General features: G+C 51.3%; 16 protein-coding genes. 12 read left to right on the top strand and 4 right to left on the bottom strand.

The genetic code is table 11. The annotated features are described in order from the left end of the window. The first annotated feature begins 6 nt into the window (after positions 1–6). The 8 genes from L6J37_RS08435 (at position 7) to L6J37_RS08400 (ending at position 6,988) form a co-directional block, all read left to right on the top strand. Positions 7–576 carry a YajG family lipoprotein gene (locus L6J37_RS08435; RefSeq protein ID WP_237794767.1) on the top strand — a complete coding sequence of 190 codons (570 nt, stop codon included), beginning with the start codon at positions 7–9 and terminating at the stop codon, positions 574–576. Then, a complete protein-coding gene (locus L6J37_RS08430; protein WP_192014639.1) occupies positions 576–1,130 on the top strand; it encodes a peptidylprolyl isomerase in 555 nt (184 codons plus the stop codon). The genes L6J37_RS08435 and L6J37_RS08430 overlap by 1 nt, the downstream gene beginning before the upstream one ends. Before the next feature lie 42 nt (positions 1,131–1,172). Beyond that, positions 1,173–1,535: a hypothetical protein gene (locus L6J37_RS08425; protein WP_192014638.1), complete on the top strand. Its 363-nt coding sequence runs from the start codon at positions 1,173–1,175 to the stop codon at positions 1,533–1,535. A gap of 126 nt (positions 1,536–1,661) precedes the next feature. Next, positions 1,662–3,026, top strand: a complete 1,365-nt coding sequence (locus L6J37_RS08420) for an AmpG family muropeptide MFS transporter (protein WP_237794766.1) — start codon at positions 1,662–1,664, stop codon at positions 3,024–3,026. A 396-nt stretch (positions 3,027–3,422) separates the two neighbouring features. Further along, positions 3,423–4,241: a nucleoside-specific channel-forming Tsx family protein gene (locus L6J37_RS08415; RefSeq protein WP_237794764.1), complete on the top strand. Its 819-nt coding sequence runs from the start codon at positions 3,423–3,425 to the stop codon at positions 4,239–4,241. Between the two features lie 307 nt (positions 4,242–4,548). Beyond that, positions 4,549–5,361 (top strand): nucleoside-specific channel-forming Tsx family protein, encoded by an 813-nt coding sequence (locus L6J37_RS08410; RefSeq protein ID WP_218383809.1) that lies wholly within the window; start codon positions 4,549–4,551, stop codon positions 5,359–5,361. Between the two features lie 105 nt (positions 5,362–5,466). Next, positions 5,467–6,366 carry a 2-dehydropantoate 2-reductase gene (gene panE / locus L6J37_RS08405; protein WP_237794762.1) on the top strand — a complete coding sequence of 300 codons (900 nt, stop codon included), beginning with the start codon at positions 5,467–5,469 and terminating at the stop codon, positions 6,364–6,366. Then, entirely contained in the window at positions 6,359–6,988 is a 630-nt protein-coding gene (locus tag L6J37_RS08400) for a DJ-1 family glyoxalase III (protein WP_218383811.1), read from the top strand. Before panE ends, L6J37_RS08400 begins: the two co-directional genes overlap by 8 nt. 193 nt (positions 6,989–7,181) lie before the next feature. On the opposite strand, the gene thiI is transcribed toward L6J37_RS08400, so the two are convergent. The 3 genes from thiI to pomA all read right to left on the bottom strand — a co-directional run bounded on the left by thiI (position 7,182) and on the right by pomA (position 10,548). Continuing rightward, positions 7,182–8,630 carry a tRNA uracil 4-sulfurtransferase ThiI gene (thiI, locus tag L6J37_RS08395; protein ID WP_192014632.1) on the bottom strand — a complete coding sequence of 483 codons (1,449 nt, stop codon included), beginning with the start codon at positions 8,628–8,630 and terminating at the stop codon, positions 7,182–7,184. A gap of 203 nt (positions 8,631–8,833) precedes the next feature. Next, the gene (locus L6J37_RS08390) at positions 8,834–9,775 is read right to left on the bottom strand and encodes a flagellar motor protein MotB (RefSeq protein ID WP_192014631.1); all 942 of its coding nucleotides are present in this window, start codon (positions 9,773–9,775) and stop codon (positions 8,834–8,836) included. 11 nt (positions 9,776–9,786) lie between these two features. Then, the gene (pomA, locus tag L6J37_RS08385; RefSeq protein WP_192014630.1) at positions 9,787–10,548 is read right to left on the bottom strand and encodes a flagellar motor protein PomA; all 762 of its coding nucleotides are present in this window, start codon (positions 10,546–10,548) and stop codon (positions 9,787–9,789) included. 374 nt (positions 10,549–10,922) lie between these two features. On the opposite strand from pomA, the gene xseB reads away from it, so the two are divergent. From xseB to dxs, 3 genes are read left to right on the top strand one after another with little or no spacing between them, the layout of a single operon-like run. Next, complete coding sequence (xseB, locus tag L6J37_RS08380; RefSeq protein WP_192014629.1) at positions 10,923–11,165, top strand: exodeoxyribonuclease VII small subunit; 243 nt, start codon at positions 10,923–10,925, stop codon at positions 11,163–11,165. Next, positions 11,158–12,054, top strand: a complete 897-nt coding sequence (gene ispA, locus L6J37_RS08375) for a (2E,6E)-farnesyl diphosphate synthase (protein ID WP_237794760.1) — start codon at positions 11,158–11,160, stop codon at positions 12,052–12,054. The genes xseB and ispA overlap by 8 nt, the downstream gene beginning before the upstream one ends. 23 nt (positions 12,055–12,077) lie before the next feature. Next, a complete protein-coding gene (gene dxs, locus L6J37_RS08370) occupies positions 12,078–13,943 on the top strand; it encodes a 1-deoxy-D-xylulose-5-phosphate synthase (RefSeq protein ID WP_192014627.1) in 1,866 nt (621 codons plus the stop codon). A 156-nt stretch (positions 13,944–14,099) separates the two neighbouring features. On the opposite strand, the gene yfbV is transcribed toward dxs, so the two are convergent. Beyond that, positions 14,100–14,549 (bottom strand): terminus macrodomain insulation protein YfbV, encoded by a 450-nt coding sequence (gene yfbV / locus L6J37_RS08365; protein WP_192014626.1) that lies wholly within the window; start codon positions 14,547–14,549, stop codon positions 14,100–14,102. Positions 14,550–14,868: 319 nt separating this feature from the next. Between yfbV and L6J37_RS08360 the strand changes: the two genes are divergently transcribed. Then, positions 14,869–16,068 (top strand): acetate kinase, encoded by a 1,200-nt coding sequence (locus L6J37_RS08360; protein WP_192014625.1) that lies wholly within the window; start codon positions 14,869–14,871, stop codon positions 16,066–16,068. Positions 16,069–16,131 lie beyond the last annotated feature (63 nt).

The raw sequence follows: 16,131 nt of genomic DNA, 5'->3' as shown, positions 1-16,131 counted from the left end.
AACCGGATGAAACCCTTCATTTTCGCCGTATCACTGCTGGCGCTGACTGCCTGTACGGCACCGACTGACTCCCAGCTTTCTATCCAACCCTCCCCTTCTCTGGCCAAACAATCAGACCTGGAGGGGCAAAACCTGACCCTTGAAAGCCGCGACCTGCGCACCGCCCAGTTCGTTGCAGTGGTAGATAACGGCAATCAAAACGTTCACCCCTTGCACGCGAAAGAAAACCTGCGCCTGACATTACAAGACGCACTTTCTCGTCAGTTGACCTCTCAGGGCCTTCAAATTGGTCACGAAAGCCAGAACACAATGCGACTGGATATTCTTGAAGCCATAGTCAATGTCAAGCAGAGCGCCTTCAGCCACACCCTGAACAGCAAGTTGCAGCTGCAGCTGGTTCTGACAACCCCCAACGGAAAATTCATTAAACGTTATGCGGGTAAATCATCCCGGGAAGGCGCGATGACAGCGTCAACGGAGTCAATGGAAGTGGCGATGACGGGTCTGATGGATGCTGTACTTCGTGACATCCAGTCTGATACTGAACTGAACAGCTACATGGAGGAAAACCTGTAATGCGACATTTTATCACTGCCACCCTGCTGGCACTCTCGTTTTCAGCCTCTGCCGCCACTCAGGTTGCCATTGAAACCAGTCTGGGCGAATTTGTGGTTGAGCTGAATGAAGAGCAAGCGCCAGTCACCACCAAAAACTTCCTGCGCTATGTCGAAGACGGCAGCTATGTGGGCACCATTTTCCACCGGGTTATTCCGGGATTCATGGCGCAAGGCGGTGGATTTGATGCCGATTTACAGCAGCGCCCGAGTTACGAGCCTATCAAGAATGAATCAGATAACGGCCTGAGCAACCAAAGAGCCACCCTAGCAATGGCGCGGACACAAGTGGCCGATTCAGCCACTCGTCAGTTCTACATCAATTACCAGAACAATACCTTTCTTGACGGCCGCTCGGGCAAGCCGGGTTATGCGGTGTTCGGAAAAGTTGTGAAAGGGTTCTCAGTTATTGAAAAAATGGCCGCGATTCCTACAACAACAGTCCGCTCAATAGGTATGAAAGATGTGCCTCAGCAGCCTATAGTTATTAAAGCTATTAACCTAATCAACAAGTAGATTGACGCCCCTGGCCGTTAATCTTCGGCCAGGGTGGTGCCTATGCTCAAACTTGTTTCCTCAATGCCGGATGTGCCGACAGAGCAAATTGCCAGTCACATTACTGATTACGCGCCCGCTCTGGCTGTTTCTATGCTGGGCACCATTAATGGTGATACCAGCTACGACTCCTTAAAAAAAACCTGCACAGAGCATCTGCATGACTGGTGGCTGCTGTCGATCCCCAGCGGTACGCCTGACAATACCTACGAGTCCGTGTACTGGTATCTGCTGCATCTGATGGAGTCGCTGGAAGAACACCAGTTGCTGGGCAACTGCTTTATCCAGTTTCGTGTCACTGCCGGCGCTAAATTCCTGCTGGGTATCGGTGAGGCACCCGACAAAATGCAGGGCATTCGCCCCTAAAGCAGTACTTTGCCCCCAAACTCACCACACTTTGACTTTCCGATGGTTTTTCTCACCCGCGCTTGCTGTTACCTTATAGCGCTAAATCTGGAACCAGATAGTATTCAGTAGCAGAGGCCACTCCACATGGAGCATACCGTCGACGATCGCCCGAACACCGGGTGGCGCGTATATCTCGAAAAAAAAGTTCTCATCATGCTGGCACTCGGATTTTCGTCCGGTCTGCCCATTTTGCTGGTTTTTGGTACCCTGTCATTCTGGCTGCGTGAAGCAGAAGTCAGCCGTACTGACATTGGCTATTTCAGCTGGGTCGCGCTCGCATACGGCTTTAAATGGATATGGTCACCACTGATAGACCGCTTCCCCGTTCCTGTACTGTCCAGCTTATTGGGGCGTCGCCGTGGCTGGATGGTATTCTCGCAACTGCTGATCATCGCCTCACTGTGCGGTATGGCGCTAAGTAATCCGCAGATTGATTTATACCAGTTAGCGGTATTTGCTGTGATAGTGGCGTTTTCTTCCGCGTCGCAGGACATAGTGATTGATGCTTACCGGATAGAACTGGCAACGGAACGCTTGCAGGCCGCGCTGGCTGCCGCTTATATGACAGGCTACCGACTGGCCATGATCATGGCTGGCGCTGGCGCACTGGCTTTTGCCGCTTTATTCGGTTCAGACACCGGCTATGACCCTATCGGCTGGAAAACTGCCTATTTCATCATGGCCGGCTTTATGGCCGTCGGCCTGATCACCGCGCTTTGCATTCATGAACCAGCACGTAACGGCAAAGAAATGGATGCGCTGGAAGCGGAGATCCGCCAAAGACTGGCAGCCGGGAACATGCCGCACTGGCTGGCCCATATGTGTGCCTGGTTTTATACCTCTGCGATCATGCCTTTTATCGATTTCTTCTCGCGCTATGGGAGAGCCGGCCTGCTGCTGCTGGCGCTGATCGGCTGTTACCGTATCTCAGACGTCGTCATGGGCGTGATGGCCAATGCTTTCTATGTTGATATGGGGTTCAGTAAAACCGAAGTAGCTTCTGTCTCGAAAATATACGGCGTAATCATGACACTGGCTGGTGCGGGCCTGGGCGGTATATTAATTTACCGCTATAACACGCTGCGGATTCTGGCTCTGGGCGCTGTGCTGGCCGCATTCACTAACCTGCTGTTTATGGCCTTTACCTATATCGGCAACAGCCTGCCTATGCTGACTTTGGTGATCTCGATTGATAACCTGAGTGCGGGCATTGCCACCGCTGCCTTTATTGCCTTTATGTCCGGTCTGACCAACGTGGCGTTCTCTGCTACCCAATATGCCCTTTTCAGCTCCATCATGTTGCTGTTCCCGAAATTTCTTGCCGGTTTTTCAGGCCTGTTTGTTGATCACTGGGGCTATAACATGTTCTTTCTGAGTACCGCATTGATCGGCTTACCTGTACTGATCCTCATCAAAGCGGTGGCGAAATACGCCCCTCATCAGAACTAAATAACCTTGTCCGGGAACTTTATCTGGCCTGAGCGTTCCAACATGTCAGGCCAGATAGCTTGCCCTCCTCCCCTTCTGTTTCTATATCTGTTGATAATTCTGACTCTCAAGTTGACTTTATTTGATCTCAGTTAACTTTCCCGCATACCAGACATGGGCAATAACTGACCTATTACTCATTTAGATCAGAAAAATTACATCCAATAGCGAACAAAAAGAGATCAAAATCACTTTTGATTTTTTTTGCAATCCATTACACAAGATCAAACTCACAATCAAAAAACAACTGGTCTTTTGTTACATTCACATTAGTGACATCAAACAATACACTTCCCGCCATTGATACGGACTGGTCAAAAAAGTCCGGTGTTTTAATTCAATTAGCGAGAGTTGACGATGCGTAAATCCCTTGTTGCACTGAGTGTACTGGCAGCTTCCCTGTCTGCTGCTACAAATGCTGCTGATTACACCGACGGTAATATCCACAAGAACGACTACAAATGGTCTCAGTTCAACCTAATGTACGCATTTGACGAGCTGCCAGGCGAATCCAGCCACGACTATCTGGAAATGGAATTCGGCGGCCGTTCCGGTATCTTTGATCTATATGGTTATGTCGACATCTTCAACCTGACCAACAGCCCAAGCAGCGATAAAGCAACTGCGCCAAAAATGTTCATGAAGTTTGCGCCACGTGTATCTCTGGATGCACTGACTTACTCTGATCTGTCTTTTGGTCCGGTCCAGGAACTGTACTTTGCTACCCTGTTTAACTGGAACGGCGCAGCAACAACTAACCAAGACGGTTCAGCTAATTTAGGAAGCGTAAACAACTCTTTCTGGGGGCTGGGCTCAGACGTGAACGTACCTTGGCTGGGTAAAGTGGGTCTGAACGTCTATGGTCTGTATGACCTGAACAAAAAAGACTGGAACGGTTACCAGATTTCGACCAACTGGTTCAAACCTTTCTATACCCTGGACAACGGCAGCTTTGTGTCATACCAGGGCTACATTGATTACCAGTTTGAGATGAAAGAAGAGTACTCTTCTGCCAGCAACGGCGGCGTCATGTTCAACGGTATCTACTGGCACTCTGAGCGCTATGCGGTGGGTTACGGCCTGAAAGCCTACAAAGACGTGTACGGTATTAAAGACTCTGATTCCCTCAAATCGACCGGTATCAGCCACTATGTCAGCGTGACTTACAAGTTCTAAGGCTTGCCCTGAGCAACACTCTGAATCCTGCAAAGGCGCCTTCCCGGCGCCTTTGTTTTCGTTCTAACTCCTGAGACGATTTTATTCTCCTGCCAAACCCTCTCATCTGACTGATTTTCTGACTGATTTCTAAAGTTACGATCTGTATCACTCCCCAGGGCACAGATTATTTTCTTACTTCTAAGGCATCCCATCCGCAATCCACTAATCTTTTAAGTTAGACACTGTCTTTCTGTTAAGAAACAAGCCTCTTGGCAGAAGTGTTACTAAGCAATGGCAACGATAAACGATAAGTGAGAACGCCAACATGAAACAGACTCGTTTAGCTTTGGCTCTTGGAGCAGCACTGGTATGTCCCGGAACCGCTTTTGCCGCTGACTACACTGACGGCGATATCCATAAAAATGACTATAAATGGTTTCAGTTCAATCTGATGTACGCACTGGAAGAGTATCCCCGTGCGCCCAGCGATCCATCCGGTCATGACTATCTGGAAATGGAATTTGGTGGTCGGTCGGGTATTTTTGACCTGTACGGCTATGTGGATTTCTTCGATCTGACAGAAAGCGATGCCAGTGACAAGAAAGACAGACCCAAAATGTTCATGAAGTTTGCACCACGGGTTTCGCTCGATGCATTAACCAAAACCGATCTCTCATTCGGCCCGGTGCAGGAACTCTATTTTGCCACCCTGTTCAACTGGGGAGGCGGTGCGCATGACGTCAATAATTCCTTCTGGGGGATTGGCTCCGATATCATGGTGCCCTGGTTTGGTAAAGTGGGCCTGAATCTGTATGGCTTGTATGATGTCAACGCGAAAGACTGGAACGGCTACCAGATATCCACCAACTGGTTTAAACCCTTCTATACCTTTGATAATGGCTCATTCATTTCCTATCAGGGCTATATTGATTACCAGTTCGGGGCAGATGATGAGTTTAACGGCAATTCCCAGGCCACACATGGCGGGAACTGGTTCAACGGGCTTTACTGGCACTCCGATCGCTTTTCCGTCGGATACGGCCTGAAACTCTTCTATGATGTTTACCTGATTGAAGATTCAGATAGCTTTGAGTCAACCGGCCCATCCCATTATTTCTCTGTCACCTATAAATTCTGAATAACATCCGGTCCGGGTACTCAGGTATCCGGACTTTTGCTTTACCCCTTGATTTCACAGCCGCTACAATAGGCTTCAGTGATCCCTTTCCCAACAGGCAATACCGTGAACATTACCTTAGTCGGCGCTGGCGCCATAGGCAGCCTCTGGGCAGGAGCTCTGGCCAGACAAGGCCACACCGTACACCTTTGGCGCCGCCAGACTGACAGTACCTATACGTTGAACTGGCAAGGTATTGATACGACGAATCTGGACACTTTCACCTTTCGCTGCAATCAGCCCGACCAGCTTACCTGCAGCGATATCGTTCTGATCACAGTAAAAGCCTTTCAGGTCTCCGAGGCAATAAAGAGCATCGCCCCCTGGCTGGACGCCTCAACGCCTGTGATTGTGATGCACAACGGCATGGGTACCGAAAACGAGGTGCTGCAACTGCTGCCAGATAACCCGGTACTGTATGCAACCACCTCTCAGGCGGCGTTACGTGTCGACAGCCACAGCGTACGCCATACAGGATCTGGCCCGACCTGGCTGGGCGCTGTAAATGCAGCCGGCAATCAGTGGCAGGCACTGGCTGGGATGCTGGACACGGCTTTGGCTCCCTGCCAGTGGCATGATGATATTCACTATCCGCAATGGCAGAAACTGGCGATCAATTGCGCCATCAATCCGCTGACGGCCATCCACCAATGCCGCAATGGCGATCTGGCTGCGCCGGATTTTAGTGCCGAACTGATGGCTGTCTGCCGCGAAGTTACGGCTGTCATGACAGCCGTCGGCTACACCACCAGCGCAGACGATCTCTGGCAACGTACCCTGACAGTGATCAAAGCCACGGCGGCCAACTACTCATCCATGCAGCAGGATGTTGCCAACCGGCGGCCGACAGAAATCGACGCCATTACCGGCTTTCTGATTGAGCAGGCACACCACTTTCAGCTTGCCACCCCGGCGAACGTCGCCTTGTGGCAACAGATAAAACATTTGGAGCAAAACTATGGCTAATCCACAACAATCCTCAGTCCGGCCCCCCAAAGTGGCGGTCTGTATTGCCCCCGGCAGTGAGGAAATGGAAGTCATCAACACGGTTGATATTCTGATCAGGGCCGGCATGCAAGTCACCATTGCCAGCGTGGCTGAGGATGGGGCACTGGCGATGAAAGGCTCGCGGGGCATTACACTGACAGCGGACTGCCCGCTGGTTGAGATTGCGGATGAACCGTTCGACTGCGTGGTACTGCCCGGCGGGCTGCCTGGCGCAGAATATCTCAGAGACAGCACGCTGACGGTTGAATTCATTAAACAGCATAAATACGACGGTAAGCTTGTGGCGGCGATCTGTGCCGCACCTGCTGTGGTGCTGGAACATCACCAGCTGTATCCGGACGCGCTGATGACGGCTCACCCGGCCTTTGTTGATCGTATTCCTGAGCACCGTCGCCGTGAAGGTCGTCGCGTGATGTTTGATGTGAATAATAATCTGCTGACCAGCCAGGCACCGGGCACTTCGCAAGAGTTTGCACTGGAAATCATCACCCTGCTGCTGGGGAAAGCAACAACCGCCAAAGTGGCAGAACCTATGGTGATGTGGCCAAGTATGAGTTATGACGTGCTTGGGAAAAGCTGATATTCCCTCCCCTTCGTAATTCATAAGAGGAGGGAATATTCATGGTCTCAGTCATCGCGGTACGATCCCTCCCCCTTTTCAAGGGGGAGGTTAGGAGGGGGTTAAAAGGCACTGACGCAAAGTCGAGAACGCCTCACGAACCCCACCCTAGCCCTCCCCTTGCCAAGGGGAGGGAACGAAAAGCAATGGAAGATTATGGGCGATAAACCTTCACATTATCGAAACCATTTTCTTTCAGGTACAGGGCCTGTAAGCGGCTCATCACACCGCGAGCGCAATACAGCAGGTAGGTTTTATCCTGAGGTAAATCGCCAAACTGGGTCGCCAGTTTGTAGAACGGCAAATGCTTGATTTCAACCCCTTCGATATGCAGCGGGCTTTCATCTTCTTCATCCGGGCTGCGGATATCCAGCACTGTGCTGTTGCCGTCAATCTGATCCACCAACTCAATCTCAGGCGCCTGCTCCTGACTTTCTTTTTCGATGTCGCGGATATCAAGGATACGGGCTTCACTCACCACACGATCCAGCACCGCAAAATCAAACTTGGCTTCTTCGGTTTCCAGTTTCTCTTTCACCGCCTTCACGGTCGGGCTTTTCGAAATCACACCACAAAATTCAGGCATGGTCTTGGCAAAGTCTTCCGTACCGATATCACGGGCAATATTGATAATATCTTCTTTGTCCCAGTTGATCAGCGGACGAAGGATCAGCGAATCTGTCACGTTGTCGATATGACGCAGATTGGTCAGCGTCTGGCTTGATACCTGACCCAATGCTTCGCCGGTCACCAGTGCCTGAATACCAAAACGTTCAGCAACCTGGCCTGCCGCGCGCATGAACATACGCTTGAGCACCACGCCCATCTGGCCGTCATCAACATTTTCCAGGATTTCTGCCACAACAGGTTCAAAATCAATGGCAATGAACTTCACTTTGGCCGAAGAGCCGAATTTCTTCCACAGATAGTGAGCAACCTGCTTCACACCAATTTCGTGTGCCGGACCGCCAAGATTGAAGAAACAGTAATGCACTTTACTGCCGCGCTTGATGTGCAGATAGCTGGACACACCGGAATCGAAACCGCCTGAGATCAGGCTCAATACATCTTCCTGAGTACCCAGCGGGAAGCCACCCAGCCCTTTATGGCGGGCAAGCACCTGGTTGAGTTTCTCGCCGTCCACTTCAATATTGACCGTCACCTGCGGATTTTTCAGTTGCACTTTCGCACTTTCAAAGGCCTGATTCAGACCACCGCCGACGTAACGTTCCAGCTCAATGGAGGTGAAATCGTGTTTACCAACCCGCTTGGCGCGCACACAAAAGGTTTTGCCGTCAAGCTCGTTGCCGACATGGGCCAGAGTCTGCTCGAAGATATCGTGCATATCGGTAAAACCGGTTTGTTTGACTTCCAGCACATGATGAATCCCAGGCGTCTGGGTCAGTACGGTCAGAACCTGATCACGGAGGCTGTCGTCCTTCACTGTGACATCAATGTAGCTGCGTCGGTTGTACACAGCCACTTGATCAGACAGGCGCTGAAGGATAATGCGGATATTGCACTCCAGGATTTTGGTAAAGCGCTTCCGCACTGATTCACTCTTTACAAAAATCTCTGGATGGGGCTTTACAATAAATTTCATAACATGCTTCGCTTCACAGGGCCTAACTAAAGGCGCGGATTATACAGCAAGCAAGCGGTCGCTGAAATACAAAGGATTATCAGAAAAACGGCGATTGCAGAGATTCACAGACACGCGGTCCATCATGGCTCTTGCCCTCGCCGCCTGATGCGTGTTCGCCCTGTCAGGCGAACGCGCATCATGTCCTTATTCAGATTGTAGGCTTAATTTGACGGGACGGCAGATTCCCCTGCCGGGTCGCTGGTCAGTTCATTGGTAAAATGCGGTTTACCCTGCATGATGGCAATTTCTACCCGGCGGTTACGTTTACGTCCATCCAGGGTGTCATTGCTGTCCAGCGGCGAGGTATCTGCCAGTCCCAGCACACGCATCCGGTTATGATCAAAGCCTTGCACTTTTTCCATTTCCTGAGCAACGGACACAGCTCGCTGTGCCGACAAGTCCCAGTTGGAGCGATACAACTCTGAATCCAGACGTTGATTATCAGTATGACCAGAAACGGTAATCACGCCAGGCACGTCTTTGACCAGATCAGCCACCTGGCGCACCAGCGGACGAAATTTGGGTTGCAGAAAAGCCGACCCTTCCGGAAATGCCCCTTTTTCACGAATACGGATCACCACCTGCTGACCCAGGTTTTCAACCTCAATCAGATTTTCCTGTATTTCTCGCTCAAGGGCCGTTTGCAAGACATCAGCCAGTTGCTGCTGAGCTTGGGTCATTTCCGACTGAGTATTCTGGTTCATCTGGGTGGCGGTATGCTCGGAGCGCCCACCAGTCAGCTTACCGGCTTCGCGTTTCGTACCGCCGGCCTTATCCGATTCACCTTCATGAAAGTCCAGCGTCCGCTGCGTCATGTCAATGGTTTGCTGCATGATGACTTCAATCGGGGTGGGCTCAGGCCGCCCCGGACGAAATTCCTGTGCAATAACACTGGTGCCTTTTGGAATGTCTTTCACCTCCACCATGTTCTGCACACCAAAGGCAAATTTCAGAGAACCTGCAATTTGCTTGAACTTCAGGACGTCCAGCTCAGAAAATGACAACAGCAGCACGAAGAAACACATCAGCAGGGTCGCCAGATCGGCGAACGTTGCCATCCAGGCCGGTGTCCCTTTCTTACAATTGCATTCGGTCTCATCCATCACCAGCCTCCTTATTCATCAACGTCAGTACGGCGTTGTTTTTCATGGAGGTAATTTTTCAGAAAACCGTCAATCACACGCGGATTCTGGCCATCCTGTATGGCCAGTACCCCATCAAGAATCAGGCGGCGGTTAAGGCGCTCTTCGTTTTTACGTAATGACAGTTTATCAGCAATAGGAATAGCGACCATGTTGGCCAGGATCGAACCGTATAAGGTGGTTAACAGCGCCACGGCCATAGCCGGGCCGATAGATTTCGGATCGTCCATGTTGGTCAGCATGGCGACCAGTCCCACCAGGGTACCTATCATCCCCATCGCAGGTGAAACTTCACCTAATGAGCTGAAAATACCGACACCCCGTTCATGACGCTCGTTGGTCAGCCCGATGTCTTTTTGCAATGTCGAACGCACTACGTCGGCGTCGTGACCGTCGACAAGTAAATCAATCCCTTTACGCAGGAAGCTGTTATTGACTTCCATTTCTTCCAGCGCCAGAAAGCCGCCTTTACGTGCCGCATCCGCCATTTCAACAATCTTGGCGATCAAATCTTCCGGGTCGTCTGTTTTAAACATGAAGGCTTTGGCCGCAATTTTGGCGGCGCCAAAAAACTGCGACAGGCTGTACTTCATTAATACAACAAATAATGTCCCGCCCAATACAATCAAAATAGAGGGCACATTAAAAAATATATCAAGGCTGCCACCCAGCAGCATCGCCATAATGACAAAAGCAAAGGCACCAACTAAGCCTATGAGGGTTGCCAAATCCACGGATCACTCCTCTGTAATTTTTTCTTATCAACCCAAGTAACATCAAGGATGTCCGGGTTACTCTGGCCAGCTCAAACTGGCGCTATTCTAACTTACTCACCCTGTATCGGCACCTTTGGATTTTGGTTTAGCACTGATTAACCCTTGGTTTTGTGCTCTGCTGGGAAAAACCGAACTTCCGCCTGTCATCTGTGATTGCATTCCTCTTGCAATGGGCGATAGAAAGCAGCACAGGGTATAAAAACCATAAAAATAACACTGTAATGCGCACACTTCCCTGTGCCATAATTTGACCCGGCATAGCCTGTGCGCTATTTTCCCCTCATTTTCGGGCGCACCTCCAAACGCGCTCACAACCCATCAATGGACCGGATATGGCGACTAAAAAACCAGAAAAGATGGCCTTCGAAGAGGCCATGAATGAACTCGATGTGATAGTCAACGAGCTGGAATCCGGTGATATCCCTTTAGAAGACGCGCTGAAAAAATTTGAGCGTGGCATTTCCCTGGCCCGCAACAGCCAGCAAAAACTGACCCAGGCCGAGCAACGGGTTGAGATTTTGCTGCAAGCTGACGACAATGCGCCACTAACGGACTTTGAACCGAGCGATGACTAACAGCCTTTCTCAACAACTGGCCGAGTACGCGGCCCGTAATAATGATCAGCTGGAACACTGGCTGAGTCAGTTGCCCTTTACCGATCAGCCTCTGGTTCAGGCGATGAGGCACGGCACCTTGCTGGGCGGAAAGCGTGCCCGGCCTTTCCTGACTTATGTCACAGGCAGCATGCTGGGAGCGGATATCAATGATCTGGATACCCCGGCGGCGGCAGTAGAGTGTATTCATGCCTATTCGCTGATCCATGACGATCTTCCTGCTATGGATGACGACGAACTGCGTCGGGGCAAACCGACCTGTCACATTGCCTTTGATGAAGCCTCTGCCATTCTGGCCGGTGATGCCTTGCAGACACTCTCTTTTGAAATACTGGCTTCTGGCCGGCTGAGTGCCGAGGGCAACAGCCAGCGCATCGCCATGGTTCGCGAATTGGCTCAGGCTGCCGGCGCATCCGGTATGTGTGCCGGACAGATGCTGGATTTAGCTGCAGAGCACAAGCGTGTCGGTCTGGCGCAGCTGGAAACGATACACAGACACAAAACCGGGGCACTGATCCGTTGTGCGGTGCGCCTTGGCGCTCTGGCGGCCGGTGAAAAAGGGGTCGCCATCCTGCCACAGCTGGACAGGTACGCAGAGGCGATTGGCTTGGCCTTTCAGGTTCAGGACGACATTCTGGATGTGATCAGCGATACTCAGACACTGGGGAAACCCCAGGGATCAGATGCCGCTCTGGAAAAAAGCACCTACCCTGCCCTGCTAGGATTAGCAGGCGCACAGGATAAAGCTCGCCAGCTATACCAGGAAGCCCTACACGCCCTGGAAGCTATACCCTACAATACAGATTCATTAGAAGTTTTCGCCCGATACGTTATCGAGCGCAACAACTAAAACAGTATAAGCGCCGACTTGTTATGACATTGGATATTTCTAAATACCCACATCTGGCCTTAGCCAATACACCGGACGAACTCCGTTTACTGCCGGTGGACAGTTTACCTGCGCTCTGCGATGAGCTGCGGACGTATCTGCTCAACTCTGTGAGTCAGTCCAGCGGGCATTTTGCTTCGGGTCTGGGCGCCGTAGAACTGACGGTTGCCCTGCATTATGTGTACAACACACCTTTCGATCATTTGATTTGGGATGTCGGTCATCAGGCCTACCCGCATAAAATCCTGACCGGGCGTCGCGATCGTTTAAATACCATTCGCCAGAAAAACGGTTTGCACCCCTTCCCCTGGCGGGAAGAAAGTGAATATGACGTGCTGTCTGTCGGCCACTCCTCTACCTCAATCAGTGCCGGCCTGGGCATGGCGATTGCCGCCGAGCGTGAAGGCGCGGGCCGCAAAGTTGTCAGCGTGATCGGTGACGGGGCCATTACCGCGGGCATGGCTTTCGAAGCCATGAACCATGCCGGTGATGTACACAGCGACATGCTGGTGATCCTCAACGACAATGAAATGTCGATCTCCGAGAACGTAGGTGCGCTCAATAATCATCTGGCACGTCTGCTGTCCGGTAATTTCTATGCCAGCATTCGCGAAGGCGGCAAGAAGGTTCTCTCAGGCGCACCACCGATTAAAGAACTGGTCCGCCGGGCCGAGGAGCACCTCAAAGGCATGGTCGTGCCAGGCACTATGTTTGAAGAACTGGGCTTTAATTACATCGGCCCTATCGACGGCCATGATGTGCAGGAGCTGGTGCGTACGATTAAAAATATGCGCAACCTCAAAGGCCCGCAATTTCTTCATATCATGACGAAAAAAGGCAAAGGCTATGCGCCGGCGGAAGCCGATCCGATCAATTATCACGCCGTACCAAAGTTTGATCTGAGCCAGAACCCGCTGCCGAAAGCCAAAGACAGCAAACCGACTTTCTCGAAAATCTTCGGCGACTGGCTATGTGATATGGCAGAGAAAGACAGCAAGCTGATGGCCATCACACCGGCAATGCGTGAAGGTTCCGGCCTGGTCCGGTTCTCCAAAGAATACCCGGATCAGTATTTTGATGTCGCCATCGCTGAGCAGCATGCGGTAACACTGGCGACCGGTATGGCTATTGGCGGTTATCACCCGGTTGTCGCTATCTACTCGACTTTCCTGCAGCGCGGTTATGATCAGCTGATCCACGATGTCGCCATTATGGATTTACCTGTGATGTTCGCGATAGATCGTGGCGGACTGGTCGGGGCTGACGGCCAGACCCACCAGGGCGCCTTTGATCTGAGCTTCCTGCGCTGCATTCCTAACATGGTGATCATGACACCGAGTGACGAAAACGAGTGCCGCCAGATGCTCTATACCGGTCATCAGCATCAGGGGCCCAGCGCAGTGCGCTACCCGCGAGGCAGCGGAACCGGTGTAACACCAGATGCCACCATGACGGCGCTGGAACTGGGCAAAGGGATACTCCGCCGCCAGGGTGAAAAAGTGGCGATCCTGAACTTCGGCACCACACTGAGCTATGCGCTGGAAGCGGCAGAAGCCCTGGATGCCACTGTTGCTGACATGCGCTTTGTCAAACCACTGGATGAAGCCTTGATTCGCGAGCTGGCCGACAACCATGATCTGCTGGTCACGGTGGAAGAAAATGCCATCGCCGGCGGCGCCGGTTCCGGTGTGATCGAGTTTTTGATGAAAGACAAACGCATTAAGCCTGTGCTGCAAATCGGCCTGCCGGACAAATTTGTCCATCAGGGCACTCAAGCTGAACTGCATGCTGAACTGGAAATCGATGGTCCGGGCATAGAGGCCCAAATCCGCCGCTATCTGGCCAGCTGAATCGCCGGTGATAGCAAACAAAAAACGGACAGGAATATCCCTGTCCGTTTTTTTTGTTTGCCACATGTTCACTTTAACCGTTTTTCGCCTTTCCTAATCGCCTTTGCAGACTGAACACAGGGAAAATCCGCAGCACATCACCCCGCAAAACGGCAATCAGAACCAGCGTTCGAGAGAGGCCTTATCTAACTGCTTAAAGGCTCTGTCCAGCACCTGTGCCAGCTCCAGATAGCGAGGCCGCTCTTTCAGCGGCTGCATGGAATAGCCTTCACTTAAAATTTTGCCGTGTATTTCACGGCACCAGCTCGCCAGTGAGGGCGGCAAGGCTGTCCGGCTGCGTTTCCCCAGCCACAACAGGCCCTGCAACGGCATACTGAGCGCAAACAAGGCCACTGCCATCGCCAGTGGCAAACCAGAGGAATTATGAAAAGCCATCTGGCTCAGAACGCTCATCACGGCCACAGCGGGCATCACACGCACCGCAAATCGGGTGGCCCTGATATAGCGTTGTTCAGGAAACAATACAGCCAGCTCTTTGCGCATTGGCCATACCGACATGTAATGCTGGCCGTGTTGGACCTGTTTCCAGATTTTTGTCTGATTCATATCGCACCAGCCTCAACAAATACTGTAAATTTTCAAAACAAACAACAATCAATCTACCATGAATTAATTTTTAAAAATTTTTTTGTTATATCGACCAACAAGGGCTATCCTATGCACGCCTTAGGTAATTGTTGGCCGATAACCCTGTTATCGCAATAAATTAAGGATAAGTTAACTCCTCAGGTTTGCATTTCACTTCTACGGACAGAAGCAAAAATACCTGGTTTAGTCTCGCCATACACTGGGTCGACTATTCTATGGTTAACGCTTATTCAATTGAATATCAACTTTCAGACAGATTATATAGGTAGTCACTCACATGTCTAAGCTGGTTTTAGTTCTTAACTGCGGTAGTTCTTCTCTGAAGTTTGCTGTCGTCGACGCAGTATCAGGTGATGAGCACCTGACAGGTCTTGCAGAATGTCTGCACCTACCAGAAGCCCGTATCAAGTGGAAACTTGATGGTGCCAAACACGAAGCTCAACTGGGTAATGGTGCAGCACACGAAGAAGCACTGGCTTTCATGGTAGAAACTATTCTGGCTTCCAAGCCTGAGCTGGCTGAAAACCTGAAAGCGATTGGTCACCGTGTGGTTCACGGTGGCGAGAAGTTCACACAATCAGCTCTGATTGATGAAGCCGTGCTGAAAGGCATTGAAGAGTGCGCTACGTTGGCACCGCTGCATAATCCAGCACATATCATTGGTATCAAAGCCGCTCAGAAAGCCTTCCCGGCTCTGCAGAACGTTGCAGTATTCGATACCGCATTCCACCAGACTATGCCAGAAGAAGCGTACCTGTACGCGCTGCCATATAAGCTGTACAAAGACCACAGCATTCGTCGTTATGGTATGCACGGCACTTCGCACCTGTTCATCACCCGTGAAACGGCTAACCGCATGGGTAAAGCAGAAAGCGAACTGAACATCATTAACTGCCATCTGGGTAACGGCGCGTCTGTTTGCGCAATCAAGAATGGTAAGTCTGTTGATACCTCTATGGGTCTGACTCCGCTGGAAGGCCTGGTGATGGGCACGCGTTGTGGCGACATCGACCCGGCTATCATCTTCCACCTGCACGACTCTCTGGGCTACTCTGTTGACGAAATCAACACCATGCTGACCAAAGAATCCGGTCTGGCTGGCCTGACAGAAGTCACTTCTGACTGCCGTTTCGTTGAAGACAACTACGGTCAGAAAGAAGAAGCGACCCGTGCGATGGACGTATTCTGCCACCGCCTGGCGAAATACGTGGCCAGCTACACAGCGACGCTGGACGGTCAGCTGGATGCGATCACTTTCACCGGCGGCATTGGCGAGAACTCTGCCCCAATCCGTGAAATGGTGCTGAACCGCCTGAAGTTCTTCGGTATCGAAGTCGACAGTGAAAAGAACCTGAAAGCCCGTTTCGGTGGCGAAGGTGTGATCACGACAGACAACAGCCGCGTACCGGCCATGGTTATCTCGACCAATGAAGAGCTGGTGATTGCTGAAGATACAGCACGCCTGACCAACATCTAAGCAACACCAATTGGCCGACTTAGTCGGCCTTTTTCTATCAAGAATGATAATAATCGGGAGTTG

This window comes from Photobacterium sp. WH77, assembly GCF_022014395.1.
GTDB classification, from domain to species: domain Bacteria; phylum Pseudomonadota; class Gammaproteobacteria; order Enterobacterales; family Vibrionaceae; genus Photobacterium; species Photobacterium arenosum.
This window is presented reverse-complemented; position numbering and strand designations above follow the sequence as displayed.

Excerpts from the sequence above, each read along its gene's own strand:
- L6J37_RS08435 (WP_237794767.1), top strand. The coding sequence starts at position 7 with ATGAAACCCTTCATTTTCGCCGTATCACTGCTGGCGCTGACTGCCTGT.
- L6J37_RS08430 (WP_192014639.1), top strand. The coding sequence starts at position 576 with ATGCGACATTTTATCACTGCCACCCTGCTGGCACTCTCGTTTTCAGCC.
- L6J37_RS08425 (WP_192014638.1), top strand. The coding sequence starts at position 1,173 with ATGCTCAAACTTGTTTCCTCAATGCCGGATGTGCCGACAGAGCAAATT.
- L6J37_RS08420 (WP_237794766.1), top strand. The coding sequence starts at position 1,662 with ATGGAGCATACCGTCGACGATCGCCCGAACACCGGGTGGCGCGTATAT.
- L6J37_RS08415 (WP_237794764.1), top strand. The coding sequence starts at position 3,423 with ATGCGTAAATCCCTTGTTGCACTGAGTGTACTGGCAGCTTCCCTGTCT.
- L6J37_RS08410 (WP_218383809.1), top strand. The coding sequence starts at position 4,549 with ATGAAACAGACTCGTTTAGCTTTGGCTCTTGGAGCAGCACTGGTATGT.
- L6J37_RS08400 (WP_218383811.1), top strand. The coding sequence starts at position 6,359 with ATGGCTAATCCACAACAATCCTCAGTCCGGCCCCCCAAAGTGGCGGTC.
- thiI (WP_192014632.1), bottom strand. The coding sequence starts at position 8,630 with ATGAAATTTATTGTAAAGCCCCATCCAGAGATTTTTGTAAAGAGTGAA.
- L6J37_RS08390 (WP_192014631.1), bottom strand. The coding sequence starts at position 9,775 with ATGGATGAGACCGAATGCAATTGTAAGAAAGGGACACCGGCCTGGATG.
- xseB (WP_192014629.1), top strand. The coding sequence starts at position 10,923 with ATGGCGACTAAAAAACCAGAAAAGATGGCCTTCGAAGAGGCCATGAAT.
- ispA (WP_237794760.1), top strand. The coding sequence starts at position 11,158 with ATGACTAACAGCCTTTCTCAACAACTGGCCGAGTACGCGGCCCGTAAT.
- dxs (WP_192014627.1), top strand. The coding sequence starts at position 12,078 with ATGACATTGGATATTTCTAAATACCCACATCTGGCCTTAGCCAATACA.
- yfbV (WP_192014626.1), bottom strand. The coding sequence starts at position 14,549 with ATGAATCAGACAAAAATCTGGAAACAGGTCCAACACGGCCAGCATTAC.
- L6J37_RS08360 (WP_192014625.1), top strand. The coding sequence starts at position 14,869 with ATGTCTAAGCTGGTTTTAGTTCTTAACTGCGGTAGTTCTTCTCTGAAG.